Annotated in this window: 13 protein-coding genes and 1 pseudogene; 7 read left to right on the plus strand and 7 right to left on the minus strand. The window is 70.1% G+C overall.

The features are described 5' to 3' along the window. Nucleotides 1–48: 48 nt before the first annotated feature. Nucleotides 49–888, minus strand: coding sequence for a MerR family transcriptional regulator (locus BUS84_RS03160; protein ID WP_074308588.1), 840 nt, complete (start codon nucleotides 886–888; stop codon nucleotides 49–51). Nucleotides 889–1801: 913 nt separating this feature from the next. On the opposite strand from BUS84_RS03160, the gene BUS84_RS03165 reads away from it, so the two are divergent. From BUS84_RS03165 to BUS84_RS03190, 6 genes are all read left to right on the plus strand, one after another. Then, a complete protein-coding gene (locus BUS84_RS03165; protein WP_074308590.1) occupies nucleotides 1802–2629 on the plus strand; it encodes a hypothetical protein in 828 nt (275 codons plus the stop codon). Continuing rightward, the gene (locus BUS84_RS39455; RefSeq protein WP_074308591.1) at nucleotides 2620–2844 is read left to right on the plus strand and encodes a hypothetical protein; all 225 of its coding nucleotides are present in this window, start codon (nucleotides 2620–2622) and stop codon (nucleotides 2842–2844) included. The genes BUS84_RS03165 and BUS84_RS39455 overlap by 10 nt, the downstream gene beginning before the upstream one ends. A gap of 185 nt (nucleotides 2845–3029) precedes the next feature. Further along, nucleotides 3030–5150, plus strand: coding sequence for a hypothetical protein (locus tag BUS84_RS03175; protein WP_342197896.1), 2121 nt, complete (start codon nucleotides 3030–3032; stop codon nucleotides 5148–5150). 366 nt (nucleotides 5151–5516) lie between these two features. Beyond that, the gene (locus tag BUS84_RS03180; protein ID WP_244298349.1) at nucleotides 5517–6023 is read left to right on the plus strand and encodes a hypothetical protein; all 507 of its coding nucleotides are present in this window, start codon (nucleotides 5517–5519) and stop codon (nucleotides 6021–6023) included. A gap of 220 nt (nucleotides 6024–6243) precedes the next feature. Beyond that, the gene (locus tag BUS84_RS03185) at nucleotides 6244–6525 is read left to right on the plus strand and encodes a DNA-binding protein (protein ID WP_074308595.1); all 282 of its coding nucleotides are present in this window, start codon (nucleotides 6244–6246) and stop codon (nucleotides 6523–6525) included. Nucleotides 6526–6809: 284 nt separating this feature from the next. After that, nucleotides 6810–7700 (plus strand): peptidase M23, encoded by an 891-nt coding sequence (locus tag BUS84_RS03190; protein WP_074308597.1) that lies wholly within the window; start codon nucleotides 6810–6812, stop codon nucleotides 7698–7700. A 731-nt stretch (nucleotides 7701–8431) separates the two neighbouring features. Here the strand turns inward: BUS84_RS03190 and BUS84_RS03195 are convergent. Together BUS84_RS03195 and BUS84_RS39460 are read right to left on the minus strand one after the other, a co-directional pair. Next, nucleotides 8432–10042, minus strand: a complete 1611-nt coding sequence (locus tag BUS84_RS03195; protein ID WP_159450967.1) for a M28 family peptidase — start codon at nucleotides 10040–10042, stop codon at nucleotides 8432–8434. Between the two features lie 435 nt (nucleotides 10043–10477). Next, nucleotides 10478–10702, minus strand: a complete 225-nt coding sequence (locus BUS84_RS39460) for a low molecular weight phosphatase family protein (protein ID WP_244298350.1) — start codon at nucleotides 10700–10702, stop codon at nucleotides 10478–10480. A gap of 570 nt (nucleotides 10703–11272) precedes the next feature. Between BUS84_RS39460 and BUS84_RS03205 the strand changes: the two genes are divergently transcribed. Continuing rightward, nucleotides 11273–12367: an ArsO family NAD(P)H-dependent flavin-containing monooxygenase gene (locus BUS84_RS03205; protein ID WP_074308599.1), complete on the plus strand. Its 1095-nt coding sequence runs from the start codon at nucleotides 11273–11275 to the stop codon at nucleotides 12365–12367. 148 nt (nucleotides 12368–12515) lie between these two features. Here BUS84_RS03205 and trxB read toward each other — a convergent pair. The 4 genes and pseudogenes from trxB to BUS84_RS03225 form a co-directional block, all read right to left on the minus strand. Then, nucleotides 12516–13435 (minus strand): annotated as a pseudogene (trxB, locus tag BUS84_RS03210) (thioredoxin-disulfide reductase). Between the two features lie 67 nt (nucleotides 13436–13502). Next, on the minus strand, nucleotides 13503–13910 hold the full coding sequence (locus BUS84_RS03215; RefSeq protein WP_074308601.1) for an arsenate reductase ArsC: 408 nt from the start codon (nucleotides 13908–13910) through the stop codon (nucleotides 13503–13505). Further along, nucleotides 13910–14095: a hypothetical protein gene (locus BUS84_RS03220; RefSeq protein WP_074308603.1), complete on the minus strand. Its 186-nt coding sequence runs from the start codon at nucleotides 14093–14095 to the stop codon at nucleotides 13910–13912. Before BUS84_RS03220 ends, BUS84_RS03215 begins: the two co-directional genes overlap by 1 nt. Further along, nucleotides 14092–14838, minus strand: coding sequence for an aquaporin (locus BUS84_RS03225; protein WP_074308605.1), 747 nt, complete (start codon nucleotides 14836–14838; stop codon nucleotides 14092–14094). The genes BUS84_RS03220 and BUS84_RS03225 overlap by 4 nt, the downstream gene beginning before the upstream one ends. Nucleotides 14839–14857: the final 19 nt, after the last annotated feature.

The following is a 14857-nucleotide window of genomic DNA, read 5'->3' on the forward strand; positions in this document are numbered from 1 at the left end:
CGCCCCCGAGTACCGCTCCCGCTGCCACCCAGCCGCCGATCGCAACCGTCAGGGGCGGGCGACCCCGAGCTGGAGCTCGTGTACCCAGTTCACCGGGTTCTCCGGGTCGAACTCGAGGCAGACCTCGCGGGCGTACCCGACCGGCGTGTAGCCGTTGTCGTCGATCCAGCGGGCCAGGATCTGCATGCTGCGGAACGCCTCGTCCATCGGGCCCCGGTGCACGATCGTGGCGGCGGACTGGATCCCGGGCAGGTCGAGGATGTCGAGGGTGCCGTCGCCGGCAGGCGTGTTAGCGGCCACCTCGACGGCCGCGTGCACCCGAACCTCCTGGCCGTCGCCGTCCGCGCCGGGTTCCGGCACGTAGTAGGCGATCGGCGAACCGGTCACCGTCGCGCCGGTCTGTTTCAGCCGCCGCCACATCTCCTGGTACAGCGGCCCGATCACCGGCCCGATGTCCGGCCCTTCGTAGCTGGCGGCCACCGCCGAAAGCTCGGCGACGCGCGCCTGCGGGATGCGCTTCAACACGACGTCTTCGGTACTCATGTGCCCCTCCTGTTCAATCATGCGCAGCCGCGCCTCGATGCCGGCCAGCCGGGCGGCATCGGCGCTGAGCTGCTCCTCCAGTTGTGCGCGCCGCAGCCGGAGCATGCCGTGCAGCTCATCGACGGTGACCTTGTTGTCGAGGATGTCGGCAACCTGCGCGAGCGTGAGTCCCAGGTCCTTCAGGGCGATGATCCGGTTGAGCCGGCGCAGCTGGTCGGCGCGGTAGTAGCGGTACCCGCTGACCGGATCCGTCGCGGCGGGCCGCAAGAGGCCGATCGCGTCGTAGTGGCGCAGCATGCGCACCGACACGCGGCCGAGTGCGGCGAAGTCTCCGATGCTGAACACCGCCTTATCCTGCGGCCTAACACGGTGTCAGGGTCAACACCGGACACGAGGGAGCGCCGGCGGCGGATACGCGGTGAACCGGCGGTAGACCATCAGCTCGTGGTCGCGGCGGGCTACCCAGTACGGGCCGGTGGCGGGTGAGCAGTTTCGCCACCACCGGCCGGCCGCCGCGGCGTCCGGCCGCGACGACCGCCTTGTCGGTGTGTGGCACGATCCGCTCGCAGACGACGCCCGCATGCGCCGTATGCCCGTGCATGTCGACGCGGTCGTTCTCCAGGTTGCTGCCAGCGGTCACGGCGGGTCCCCACATGCCGGGGAGACTGCCGATCGCATCATGGGCTCGGTACGTTTATCACCCGCTTGGGCGGCTGCGCTTAGGACGTCACGGCCCGGTGCCGTCGAACCAAGTCCACGTGCCGCGGGCTCGTGGTGCTGGTGTCCGCTCAGGGCCAATCGGCGGGGTGAGGTATCAGCATCTGCCGCTGGTCGGGCGTCGTGGCGTCCGCTCGTGCCAATGCCTTACCCAGCCGATCGATCCCCGGGGTATGGGAGTTGGACCCCTGTGCGCGTCGTGACCGGCGGCTCGTACCTGGTCACCCGCAAGATCCGGCCCAGTGCACAAGGGCGGCGGCTTGAAGCCCTGCGGTATCTGGTCAACCGACCTGGCGTGGGCCGGGGCGTCGAAGACGAGAATGTCCCAACCCACAGCATCCTCCGGCGTGCTCAAGCGACCTGGGCAGGTTACTCGTCGTCGTCGCACGACGGGCCGCCTGCCACCCGCTTCTGCCGTGACAAAGACGCGGCGTTGGTGAGCGTGCTTTCCAAGCGACCATGCGGCTGCGGGAACCAGCGCCGGCGCCAGCCAAGCTGCTGGGCCGGCAACTCACGATCCGTCGGCGGTCGGCGGTCGGCGATGACCGCGACCCGGCGGACCGCGTCGACCGCCGCAGCCGTACTGCTCACCGTCGCCTTCGCGGTGCTGGTGTCGGGCTTCGTTCGCACCTCCACCGCGGTCTACGCGGCGGGCCGGCTGAGCGCCGTCAGCGCCGCCTGGATGGCCCTCCCGGACCGGGCGCCCGGCCTCACCCACCAGGCCGCCGCGGCGACCCCCGGCGCGGCCGTGCTGCCGACCACGGTCTTCGTCACCGACGACGCCGCGCCAACGCCGATCCGGCCGCTCACCGCGCTCGGCGTCGACCTGGCGGCGTTCACCGCGGCAACCGCGCGCTCACCGTCCTCACCGGATCGCTGGCGGAGCTGCGCGGCGACGACACGGTGGGTCACCGCCTCGGCGGCGCCGTCACCCGGGCTGCCCACCCAGCCCTACCCGGTGGTCTCCGCCGACGGGGAACAAGTGGCGCTGCGCGTCGTCGCGGCGGTGACCGACGACTCGCTCCCCGGTGACCTGCTCCTGCCCCGGGCCGCCGTACGGGCGCACGACTCCTCGGCGCTGACGTCGGCGGTCTACCTGGCCGAACCGGTCGACCCGCCGGCTGGGGCGCGGGTGGTCGACGTGGCCGCCTGGGCCCGAGGCGGACCAGGCGGAGGACCGGCTGGTCTGGCTCGCCACCCTGCTGCTGATCGGGGTGTCGGCCGGTTACGGGGGCATCGCGGTGGTCAACACGCCGCTGATGGCCGCGGCCGGGCGGGCCGCGGACCTGCGGCTGGGCCGGCTGGCCGGGGCGACCCGGCGGCAGGTCGTCCGGCTGGTCGCCGCGGAGTCGGCCGCTGGTGGTGCTGATCGGCGCGGTGCTCGGCGGGTCCGTGGCGTTCGCCGGTCTGCTGAGCATCCGGGCCGGCCTCGCCGAGCAGGTCGGGGCGCCGGTCGACCTGGTCGTGCCGTGGCCGGTGGTCGGGAGCGTCCTCGGCCTGTGCATGCTTCTCGCGCTCGCGGCGAGCGTCGCGCCGACCTGGCGGCTGCTGCGCCGCCGGGCAATCACCGAACCCGCCGGATGACTCGTCTTCGTGACGCAGCTGTGACTTAAGGGGCCTGTGCAGTCACCGTCCGAAGTGGTCTGCTGAGCACATATTCCCTGCTCAGGCGCGGGTTTGAGGCAGCGTCGCAGGGCTCGAAAGTGTTACATCAACGACTGGGCGGCCCGATCCGCCCAGCCTCACTCGCAGGAGGCAGCCGCGTGCGAATGAAACGAGCGAGCCGGATCGCGGCCGCGATGGCGGGCGTGACCGCGCTCGCCTTCACGGTCTCGGCCCCCGCACAGGCGGACGACCACTTGAACCTTCCCGGAGAGCCGACCATCACGCTGCCGATCAACGACAGCGCGGCGGGTGGGACGTACAACCAGGACTTCACCCGGGTGTACGCCAACACCACCCCCGACGGCACCCCGGTCTACATCTACGTCCCGGAGGGCACCCCGCTGGACGGCTCCGCGCCGGCCGGGGTGGCCAGCCTGGACCCGCAGTTCGACCACAACCCGGCCGACGGGTTCACCCCCTGCGCCACCGCCACGGCGGCCCAGTTCGCCCTCACCCAGGCGCAGATCGACTACGTCGGCGACAAGCTCGCCGGCCAGATCGTCGCCGTGGACGAGGAGCACTTCGGCCTGATGGACGCGGCCGACCCTGACGAGCCGGCCAGCGACTCGCTGGTGATGGTCCTCTACAACATCCAGGACGAGGCGTACTACGACTGCGCTCAGACGTCCTACACGGCAGGCTACTTCGCCCCGGACTTCATCGACAGCAACGGGATGAACGTCATCGTGGTCGACGCCCTCGACTGGGCCAACCGGGTCGGGCCGAACGACGCGCCGTGGCGCGACGCCGACCCGGCCAACGACCGGCCCGAGCTGTACGAGGGCACCGTCGCCCACGAGCTGGAGCACCTGCTGCACAACTACAGCGACCCGGGCGAGCTCTCCTGGGTCGACGAGGGGCTGGCCGACTTCGCCATCTTCCTCAACGGGCTCGACGCCGGCGGCTCGCACCTGACCAACCACCAGGTCTTCTACGAGGAGACCTCGCTGACCCGGTGGGGCGGCACGTTGGCCAACTACGGCGCCTCCTTCACCTACTTCCAGTACCTCTGGGAGCAGGCCGGGGGCAACGGCGACGGCACCTACACCCCGGACAAGCAGTACGACGCCGCCGGCGGTGACCTGCTCATCAAGACCATCTTCGAAGAGCAGGCCGACGGCATGGCCGGCGTGCAGAACGCCATCAACACCTTCAACGCGGCGACGGGCGCCAACCTGCGCAGCGCCGAGGCGCTATTCCGGGACTGGTCGGTGGCGGTCTACCTGGACGACGAGGACTCGCCGGTCTACGACATCAAGGCATTCAACTTCGGCGACCCGGCCGACACGACGTGGACCATCGACATCGCCGACGGTTCCTTCTGGGCGGGCCGGGGCAGCTACCAGGGAGCCACCCCGGAGGCGAAGTGGGCCCGGCTGAAGAACCGGCCAGACACCACCGCCGTGCCGTTCGGCATGTCGGTCGAGCGGTTCCGCAACCCGGGCCCGACCGTCGCGCTCGCCTTCGACGGCGAGGACGAGACGACCATCGCCCCGCACACCGGCACCACCCACTGGTACGCCGGCTACGAGAGCCAGTCCGACAACATCCTCGACGTCGACACCGCCGGCCCGGTTACCTCGCTGGACTTCTGGAGCTGGAACTTCATTGAGGAAGGCTGGGACTACGGCTTCGTCGAGGCCCTGGTCGGCGGCGAGTGGGTCACCGTGCCGCTGCGGAATGATGCGGGGCAGGTCGTCACCACCGACGACAACCCGCACGGCAACAACACCGAGGGCAACGGCCTCACCGGCACCTCCGGCGGCGCGTACTTCGTGGACGACCCGGTCTACGTGCACCTCACCGCCGCCGTGCCGGCGGGCGCCACCGACGTTCGGTTCCGCTACTCCACCGACGCCGCCTACCTGGACACCGGCTGGTTCGTCGACGACGTGCGGGTCAACGGCGCCGACGCCGCCCTCTCCTCGGCGACCGGTGACTGGTTCACCACCACCGGCACACAGGACAACAACTGGACCGTCCAGGTGGTCGCGCACTGTGACCTCACGCCCGGCACCACCACGGCGGGGGAGACCACCGACGGCGCGGGCAACTGGGTCTACCGGTCCACCGGGGACCAGTTCACCGCCAGCAACCTGAAGACCAGATGCGCCAACGGCAACCAGGACGACTTCGCCGTCCTGGTCTCCAACCTGCCGACCGGCGACCTGACCTTCCTCGACGCGGACTACACGTTCCGGGTCAGCAACACCGGAAACAAGTAGCCGCCACGGCGGCCGACGGCGGGCCCGTACCGGATCACCGGTGCGGGCCCGCCCGCCGTAACCGCTCCCGCCACCGGCCGGTCGCGACGGCCCGTGGCGGCGCCCGTGACGGCAAAGGCCCCGGCCACCAGCACGGCCTGCCCGACCTGATCGAGCCCCACCGACTCGACGCACGGGCTCCTGCCCCCATCCACGGTCGCCGGCAGCCGGTCGTCGGCCAACCCCACCGCGGGCCGCATCACGCCCATCTCGCACGCTGGCGGGACGCTGACCGACGCGGCTCGGCTTCTGCCCACCCCGCAAGCCAGCGACACCGGCACCCCGGGCCGGCGGGCCGGCAAGGGATTCCGGCCCCCGCTGTCGCAGGTGCTCCTACCCACCCCGCGGGCCACCGACGGGGAGAAGGGCTGCCCCGGACAACGAGGTTCCCACGGCGACCTCACCCTGCCCGCCGCGGCAGTGCGGGTCCCCGCCCAGACGCTGCCCACGCCACGCGCCTCCGACGGGCGCGGGCCCGGCCAGCACGGCGACGGCGGCGCCGACCTGCGCACCACCATTGCCGGTCTGTCCAACAGGCTGGGGCACCTCGATGAGGGCAGGTGGGGCGTCTACGCCGCCGCCGTGGCCCGGTGGGAGCTGCTGCTCGGCCGGTCCGCGCCGGAGCCGATGCACACCGGCCGGCACGGCGAGCCCGTCCTCGCCCCGCCGTTCGTGGAATGGCTGATGGGTCTTCAGGACGGCCACGTCACCGACCCCACGCTGGGCCTGCCGCGCACCCTCGCGCTGCGAGTCCTCGGCAACGGCGTCGTACCGCAGCAAGCCGCTGCCGCACTGCGGCTGCTCCGGTGCCCCCACCGCTGGCAGCTGCCGTGACCGCCTGGTCTGGGCAGCCTTTCGCCATCAGGCATACCGGCACCGGCAGATCGGCCGGCTCGCCTTGTACCTCGGAGACGGCCTCGAGGTACTCACCGGATGCCGGACGCATCCCTCGACCCAATCGAACCCGGCCACCCACCTGGTCACCGCGCCACGACGGGACCGGCCGGCTCACTGCCGCCAACACCGCAATTCGCACAGAAGGAGAACTGCCCTCATGAACTCCGACGACCCCCCGGCGGCCGCCGCGGCCAACGACGGCCCATCGCAGGTGTGGACGGTGGAGCGGATCCGCGCGCTCGGCGCGGTCACCGACATCACCACGGCCGGCCACATCTTCGGACTGTCCCGCAGCCGTGCCTACGAACTCGCCACCACCGACACCTTCCCCGCTCGGGTACTACGAGTCGGGTCCCGCTACCGAGTCTCCGTCGCCGCCATCCTCACCGCCCTCGTGGAGGGAACCGGCCATGACAGCGCCTCACGAGTCGGTGATTGAATGCGGGCGAATACGCCGATCTGGTACCGCCTCTTCGGCGGATGGACGAGCTAAATATCACCCGAAAGGGTGAGTTAATGGATCATCCGAGGGAGGTCAACTTCTCGCGCTGTTTCTGCCTTGTGCGGCTGGACTGCTCGGGATTGGGGGATTCGACCGAATGGCGAGTGTTCTCCCTGGAGCCGGCTGACCACACCTGAGGCTCCGGTTGCAGGCGTGAAAATGTGAGCATCACCACCTGATCACCCAGGGTGATCAACGCTCCTCTTGCCTAGCCTCGTCGGATGCGTAACGACGGCAACCCCGACGACTCAAACAGCCTTAGCGGCCCGGCTGACCGTTCGGACGATACCCCCTCCATCGTTTGGACAACCAGCACGTCACAGCCCCGACTCTCCAGATCTCTGCTTTCCCGCCTCGGCGGCCTGGGCAACCTCTTCGCCGCCCGAACGGGCCGCGCCCGGGTGACGGTGGCGACCGGAGCCGTGTGCTGCCTGGGGCTGGTGGGCGTCACCCTGATCGGCGCCGACCCCGCCGGAGAGTCACTGACCCCCGATCAGCGCATCGAGATCGCCCAGCGTGCGGAAGCCGACGCCGCCTCCCGCGGCCTTGCCCGCCAATCCGCCGCCCCGGTCACCGAAACCCCTGCCCCCGAAAGCCCCCCGTCACCGACGACCAAGGCCAAGCCCAAGCCGACGTCGAAGCCGAAGCCGAAGCCGAAGCCGAAGCCGAAGCGGATTGTCCCAGTGGCCGGGCTGGACCAGGCCCAGATGGACAACGCCAAGCGGATCGTCCGCGCCGGGCAGGAGATGGGCGTGCCCCGCCGGGCGCTGGTGATCGCGGTGGCCACCGCGATGCAGGAGAGCAACCTCTACAACTACGCCAGTGGCGTGCTGCCCGAGTCGCAGAACTACCCCCACCAAGCCATCGGCTGGGACCACGACTCCGTCGGACTTTTCCAGCAGCGGCCCAGCAGTGGCTGGGGCAGCGTGCAGGACCTGATGAAGCCCGAGTTCGCCACCCGCCAATTCCTTACCGCCCTGCAGGAGATCCCCGGCTGGCAGGACCTCCCGTTGACCGACGCGGCCCAAGCCGTGCAGGTGTCGGCGTTCGGGTGGCTGTACGCCCAGCACGAGTGGCGAGCCATTGAGGTCGTGGACGCGATCCTCGCCTGACCAGGGCCGCCGCCGGGCTGCCCATGCTCGGAACGGAAGGCACAACCGAGCACATCCACGCCCCACCTCGACGTCATCGTCAACGGACAGCCGGCCATCGTGCCTGAAGGCATCGGCATAGACGAGACTGCCCAACAGCTGAGTCCGTTGCACACACACGACACCACCGGGGTACTCCATGTCGAGTCGCCGGTGAAGGCCGACTTCAGCCTGGGGCCAGTTCTTCACCGAGCGGCACGTCTCGCTGTCCGCCGACCACACCGGCGGGCTCGAGGTCAGCGACGGCAAGGTGCTCCAGGCCTACGTCAACGGCAAGCCATACCAGGGCGATCCTGCAGGCATGATCTTGCATGCGCACGACGAGATCGCGCTCGTGTACGGCACTCCGGCCCAACAGGCCAACCCGCAGTCAAGCGACGCATGCCCCACTGGGCTGTAAGTTCGCAAGCCGACCGGCCACCGGCAATGTTGACGTTGCCGTTCCGGTGCAGGCAGCGCGGGTCGGAGTGCGAGCGAGTCGGTGGGTAGGCGCGCGATGCCTGAGTGGCCCCTTCGCCGCCTCCCGCAAGCGGGTCAAGACCATCCAGAATCTGCTGCTGACGGCCACGGCAGCAAGCGGACGCCCTTAGGTCCAAACCCGGACGCGGCGCCGAAGGGCAGCGTGGCTCCGTCGGGGATAGAGGCGAGCCCGGGTCAGTGACACTGCAGACTGGCCCGGGCTCGCCGGTGCTTCACTGAAGAGCGTTGCCGTGGGCGTCCTCGCTGCTGCCCGCGCCGTGGGACTTACCGGGCGATCGCGGCACCCCGTTCACGATGGAGGTGTCGTACGCGAACGTGATCAACGCGGTGGCGATGGCGTCGGCGTTCACGTCGAGCGCGTACGTATTGATGTTGCCGTAGAGGTCGTACTCCGCCTCCAGTTGCGCGTAGAGGGCGGCGTTACCGCCGTCCGCGACCGGGTCCAGGCTGTCACACGGCTCGTGGTAGCACGGGTCGTATTGCGCGCCCTGCACCCCGCCGTACTTGGCCACGTCCTCCACGGTCTTGAGCACCTCGGCGCCGGTGAACAGTCCACCCGCCGGAATGCCGACGGCGATGAACGGGCCATAGTCGGACCGGCCGGTAAAGTCGGCTGCGTTGGTGGGCAGCCCGCGGCTGGCAAAGAACCCCTCGAACACGTCCTCGACCTGAGCAGAGCCGGCCGGGCCGGGGCCGGAGCCGGACTGCGCGGAGTCATCGCCGTCGTAGACGCCGAACACGTAGTTGGGCGAGCCGACCATGTCGAAGTTGAGGTAAAGGCCGATGTCCTCGACCCGCTCGTCTTCCAGGCTGTTGACGTAGAAGGTCGACCCCACCAGGTTGGCCTCCTCGGCCCCCCACCACGCGAACCGGAGCCGGTTGTTGGGCTTGACCTTCGCCATCTGCAACGCGACCTCGAGGAGGGCCGCGCTGCCGCTGCCGTTGTCGTTGATGCCCGCCGTGTCCGGTTCGGAGTCCAGGTGCGCCCCAGCCATCACCACGTTGTCGCCGCGACCCGTGGTGCTCTCCGCGATGACGTTCTCGGTCGAACGAACCTCGGAGGTCGTGTTGGCGGTGATCCTTACGGTCAGGCCAGGCGTGGCGGCGAACTGCGCGCCGAGGAAGTACGAGACCGACACCGCCGGGATGCCCACCGGCGCGCCGAGCGTGCCGGCGAACAACGCGTACCGGTCCACGTTGGTAACCGGGTCGCCGTCACCCTGGTTCATCAAAATCACACCTATCGCCCCGGCGGCCTCGGCATTGGACACCTTCTGCCCGAACGGACAGCCCCCGCGCTGCAGGAGCGCGATCTCTCCGGCCACGGCCGCCGAGAAGTCCGTCGTCTCACAGCCCGACGTGGAGGCCCGCGGCGGGGTGAGGGCGAGGTCGACCGGTACGACGAGACCCGTGACGTCCCCAGCTCCTGAGAAGTCCATCAGGTCGTAGTCGGTGCCGGCCACGTACGCGGTCGCCGGAGGCGGGGAGATTCGGCCGAAGCTCGATCCGAACTCCTCGAAGAAGTTGAAGTCGAACGGCTGCCGGCCCACGCGGTAGCCCGCGTCCTCCAGCATCCCAGCCACGTAATCGGCGCTCGCGTCGTACCCCGGCAGGCCGGACCCGCGGTTGCCGCCGTTGGCGTCGGCGATCGCTTGGAACGCGTCGAGGTGGCGGAGCACCCCGTGCAGCGTCACCGCCTTGGTGAGCTTCTTCGCCGAGTTGTTGTTGGGATCAGCCTGCGCCGGGTTGACCAGCGTCAGCGACCCCACCAGAGTCGCGACCGCAGTCGCGGCCAGCGTCCGTCTGAGCTTTGGAGACACCACGATGTGCCTCTCCTTACCGCTGCGGCGTCCGGCCCCCACGCCCCCGCACCGGACGAACCTCGACGGTCGCATAGACAACCGATGATCAGAACCGTCGTTCGGCCGAAGCATGACGCCAAGCGGAAGCCTCCGCAGGTCGAGGCGAGTACGCGGACCGATCAAGGGATCGAAGGGTAGCCATCGCCAGTGCTTCACCTATCGAGGCTTCGCTTACAACCGAACGCGTAGATCACCTCGCCGTCACGAACCATGTCTTTGTCACCCTCTAGCAACCTGGTCAGATCGGCGGTGTAGGCGTCGCGGAATGCTTCCAGCTGAACGGGGTCAGGGCTCTCGGCGACCTCATGGCGAGAGCCCTGGACGTGAGCCTCCCAGGCGTGGTCGAGATTTGTTCGCGAGAACCGGATGCGGGACGTGCAGCCCGTCGAGTAGGCATCAAACGCGGCGTTCGATCTCGTCGCGGATCGACCGGACATCGGCCAGGTTGAGGCCGGCAGGGTCGTCGAGGTCCCAGTTCTCGTAGCGGATACCGGGGAAGACAGGGCAGGCGTCGAACGCGGCGTCGATGTTGACGCGGACCGGGTCGGGCACCGACCAGTGCAGCCGGGGCCGGACCGGGCCGGTGAGTTCCTCGTGGGCGTTGTCGCAGACCGCGATCACCAGGTCCCCGTCGTGCGCGACCTGGTCGATGTGGGCGGTGCCGGTGGGGGTTGAGGTCGAATCCGTGGTGGTGGGCCACGGCGACGGCGCGGGGGTGATCCCGGGATGCGGGCTTCGTCTCGGCGGAGGCGGCCGGAGGGCCGGGAGGCGATATTGCTCTCTGCGGCCGGCGTCGCGGCCTTGCTCGTCTGACGTGCGACGGCGACCGCTCAGATGGGCAGAGCTCAGGGATCGACTGGTGCTCCGGTGGTGATCGGACGTCGGCGAACTGGGGTGGACGGGCCGGTACCCCACTGGACTTGCGTCTCATCCAGAGAAGCTTCGGCTCATCGTTTCCGGTGAGCACATTGCCCCGACGAAGGCGTTGAGGAGCCGGCGGATCTCGGCGACGGTCATCCCGATGATCTCTGGGTTGGCGTTCGGTTGCTGGGCGGTGGTGGCGGCGAGGACGGTCAGAACCCTGGGCGAGCATGGCCAGGGTGATGAAGCGGTACCAGCCGGTCCATCGGGACTGCCCCGGGTTTGGTTAACCGCGCCTGCCCCTGTCTCCGAGTTCCTGGATCACTCGGCATGATGATCGGCGGACACAAGGAGGTGCCGCGCACGCCTGAGTCGTGTGACGTCGTGGTGATTGGCGGCGGTCAGGCGGGCCTGGCGGCGGGCTACTATCTGCGCCGCGCCGGATTGGACTACGTCATCCTCGACGCCCAGTCCCGGCCGGGCGGGGCGTGGGGCCATGGCTGGAACTCCCTGCGCCTGTTTTCCCCGGCTGAGTACAGCCCTCTTCCGGGATGGGGCATGCCGCGACAGGAGGGCGAGGGGTTCCCCACCTCCGACCACGTGGTGGACTACCTACGCGCCTACGAGCAGCGCTACGACCTGCCGCTGCGCCGGCCGGTCCGGGTGCAGGCCGTGCGGCCGGCGGGTGAACGGCTGGCGGTGCAGACCACCGCCAGTAGCTGGTTAGCCCGGTACGTCATCTCCGCCACCGGCACGTGGGAGTGCCCGTACCTGCCCGACATACCCGAGCGCCATGATTTCGCCGGACGGCAGCTGCACACCGTGGACTACACCTCGCCGGAAGAGTTCCGCGGGCAGCGCGCCGTGATCGTCGACGGGGGTAACTCCGCGGCCCAGATCCTGGCCGAGGTGTCCCGGGTCGCCGACACCACCTGGGTCACCCTGCGCCCTCCGCGGTTGATGCCGGACGACGTCGACGGCCGGGTCCTGTTCGGCGTGGCCACCCGCCACGCCGCCCAGGACGGCGTGGCGGGTGGCGGCGTCGCCGGCCTCGGCGACATCGTCATGGTGCCCAGCGTCCGCGACGCCCGCGACCGGGATGTCCTGCACGCCCAACCCATGTTCCAGCGACTCACCACCCACGGCATCGCATGGCCCGATGGCACCGAGCAGCCCTGCGACGCCGTGGTGTGGTGCACCGGCTTCCGCCCGAACCTCACCCACCTCGAGCCCCTCGGATTGCCACGGCACGACGGCGTGGTCGCCACTGCGGGCACCCGCTCGGTCGACGAACCCCGCCTCTACCTGTTGGGGTACGGCGACTGGACCGGTCCCGCGTCGGCCACTCTGGTGGGCGCCGGCCGCACCGCGAAGGCCACCGTCGCCGACATCGCCACCCGGATCAGCGCTCAGGCAACACCGTGACGCCACTGCCGCGTCCACCCGTGCTCCCCGCTCATCGCTGAGGTCGTGGTCCAAACTCAGGGCACACTGCTACGTCGCGACGGCGGATCTTCCCGTTGCCACACGGGCCTGCCGGACAGTTGATCGGCAGGCCCATGTGTGCGGGGGTTCAGGAGTTGGCGGCGAGGTACCGCTCGGCGTCGAGGGCGGCGGCGCAGCCGGTGCCGGCGGCGGTGATGGCCTGGAGGTAGGTGTGATCGACGAGGTCGCCGGCGGCGAACACGCCGGGCAGGTTGGTGCGGGTGCCGGGGGAGTCGACGGTGACGTAGCCGTCATCGTCGAGGTCGACCTGGCCGCGGAACAGGTCGCTGCGCGGGTCGTGGCCGATGGCGACGAAGACGCCGGTGACGTCCAGGATCCGGGTCTCGCCGGTGTGGACGTCCCGCAGGCGGGCGCCGACAACGGTGCCGTCGTGGCCGAGGATCTCCGCGACGACGCTGTTCCACGCCACCTGGATCTTGTCGTTGCTCAGCGCCCGGTCGGCCATGATCTGGCTGGCGCGGAACGTGTCGCGGCGGTGAATGATGGTGACGCTGCGGGCAAAGCGGGTGAGGAAGGTGGCTTCCTCCATGGCGGTGTCGCCGCCGCCGATCACGGCGATGTCCTGGTCGCGGAAGAAGAACCCGTCGCAGGTGGCGCAGGAGGACACGCCGTGGCCGAGGAGCTCCTGTTCACCGGGGACGCCGAGGGGCCGCCAGGCGGAGCCGGTGGCGAGGATGACCCCGTGCGCCTGGTGGGCCTGCTCGCCGACCCACACGGTCTTGGCCTGGTTGGTGAGGTCGACGCGGGTGACGTCGTCGGTGATGAACTGGGCGCCGAAGCGGTCGGCTTGCCTGCGGAGGTTGTCCATCACTTCAGGGCCGGTGATGCCGCCGGGGAAGTTCTCCACCTCGGTGGTGGTCATCAGCGCGCCGCCGGACTGGCTGCCCTCGATGAGCAGGGGTGCGGGGTTGGCGCGGGCGGGTAGAGGGCGGCGGTGTATCCGGCGGGTCCGGAGCCGATGACGATCAGGCGGTGCGGGTCGGACACGAGGGGCTCCTGCTCAGGGTGCAGCCGCCCGCCGATGGTGGTCGGCGGGCGGGCGGTGGTGACAGGGTCAGGCGGTGGGGCGCAGCTCGGCGAGGAGCTGCTCCACCCGGGCGCGGATCTCGTCGCGGATGGGGCGTACGGCTTCGACGCCCTTGCCGGCGGGGTCGTCGAGCTTCCAATCCTCGTAGCGCTTGCCGGGGAAGACCGGGCAGGCGTCACCGCAGCCCATGGTCACGATGACGTCCGAGGACTCCGCGGTCTCGTACTCGAGGAGCTTGGGGGTCTGGTCGGTGATGTCGATGCCGACCTCCCGCATGGCCTGCACCGCGGCGGGGTTGACCGTCTCGGCCGGGGCGGAGCCGGCGGAGCGGACTTCGACGGTGTCGCCGGCGAGGTGGCGCAGCCAGCCGGCGGCCATCTGGGAGCGGCCGGCGTTGTGTACGCAGACGAACAGGACGCTGGGCTTGTCGGACATCAGGAGCCTCTCTCGAGGTACGGGTCGCCGGGCCGGTTCACTGGCGCCTCGGGGTGGGCTGTGGGCAGGGACCGGTCGGGGTCGCTGTTGCGGTCGAGCAGCCGGTAGCGGCAGGCCGGACGCGGCGGATTGAGCAGGCCGCGGTACGACCTCTCCGCTCCACCGTCCTGCGGAATGGTGGTCATGCGCGGTGGTCGAGTGCCGGGTCGCGCTCCGCGGTGGGCACGACGACCTGGTCGGCGGCCTGCCCGGCGTCGGGGTAGAGCGCGGCCAGGAGACCGATGCCCACGGCGAGGCCGACGAGCTGGGCGATGACGAAGCCGGGAACCGAGGCGGGGGCGATGCCGGCGAAGGTGTCGGTGAACGCCCGGCCGATCGTCACCGCCGGGTTGGCGAACGAGGTCGACGAGGTGAACCAGTACGCGGCGCCGATGTAGGCGCCGACCGCGGCGGGGGCGACCGGGGCACGGCTGGAGCGGGCCAGGGCGAAGATCAGCAGGATCAGGCCGGCGGTGGCGACGACCTCGCCGAGCCAGAGGTGCCCAGCGGCGCGGTCCTTGCCGGAGAAGTCGACGGCGGCCAGGTCGAACATCAGGTTGGCCAGGATCGACCCGCCGATGGCCCCGGTGACTTGGGCGGCGACGTAGCCGCCGAGGTCGCGGCCGGTCAGCCCGGTGCCGGCGCGCCGGCCGAGGAACCAGTCCGCAGCGGAGACGACGGGATTGAAGTGGGCGCCGGAGACCGGGCCGAAGATCAAGATCAGCGCGCCCAGGGCGAACGCGGTGGCGATCGAGTTCTCCAAGAGCTGCAACCCGACGTCGTCGGGGGAGAGGGTGGTGGCCATGATGCCGGAGCCGACCACGGCGGTGACCAGCAGGGCGGTGCCGGTGAACTCGGCCAGCAGGCGCCGCCAAAGTGCGATGGTCATCAGTCTGTTCTCTCCCATT

This window comes from Micromonospora cremea (assembly GCF_900143515.1).
In the GTDB taxonomy this organism is placed as follows: Bacteria; Actinomycetota; Actinomycetes; order Mycobacteriales; family Micromonosporaceae; genus Micromonospora; species Micromonospora cremea.

Bases quoted from the DNA above. Each gene is read 5' to 3' on its own strand.
- BUS84_RS03190 (WP_074308597.1), top strand. From the start codon at position 6,810: ATGCGTAACGACGGCAACCCCGACGACTCAAACAGCCTTAGCGGCCCG.
- BUS84_RS03165 (WP_074308590.1), top strand. From the start codon at position 1,802: ATGACCGCGACCCGGCGGACCGCGTCGACCGCCGCAGCCGTACTGCTC.
- BUS84_RS03175 (WP_342197896.1), top strand. From the start codon at position 3,030: ATGAAACGAGCGAGCCGGATCGCGGCCGCGATGGCGGGCGTGACCGCG.
- BUS84_RS03225 (WP_074308605.1), bottom strand. From the start codon at position 14,838: ATGACCATCGCACTTTGGCGGCGCCTGCTGGCCGAGTTCACCGGCACC.
- BUS84_RS03215 (WP_074308601.1), bottom strand. From the start codon at position 13,910: ATGTCCGACAAGCCCAGCGTCCTGTTCGTCTGCGTACACAACGCCGGC.
- BUS84_RS03220 (WP_074308603.1), bottom strand. From the start codon at position 14,095: ATGACCACCATTCCGCAGGACGGTGGAGCGGAGAGGTCGTACCGCGGC.
- BUS84_RS03185 (WP_074308595.1), top strand. From the start codon at position 6,244: ATGAACTCCGACGACCCCCCGGCGGCCGCCGCGGCCAACGACGGCCCA.
- BUS84_RS03205 (WP_074308599.1), top strand. From the start codon at position 11,273: ATGATGATCGGCGGACACAAGGAGGTGCCGCGCACGCCTGAGTCGTGT.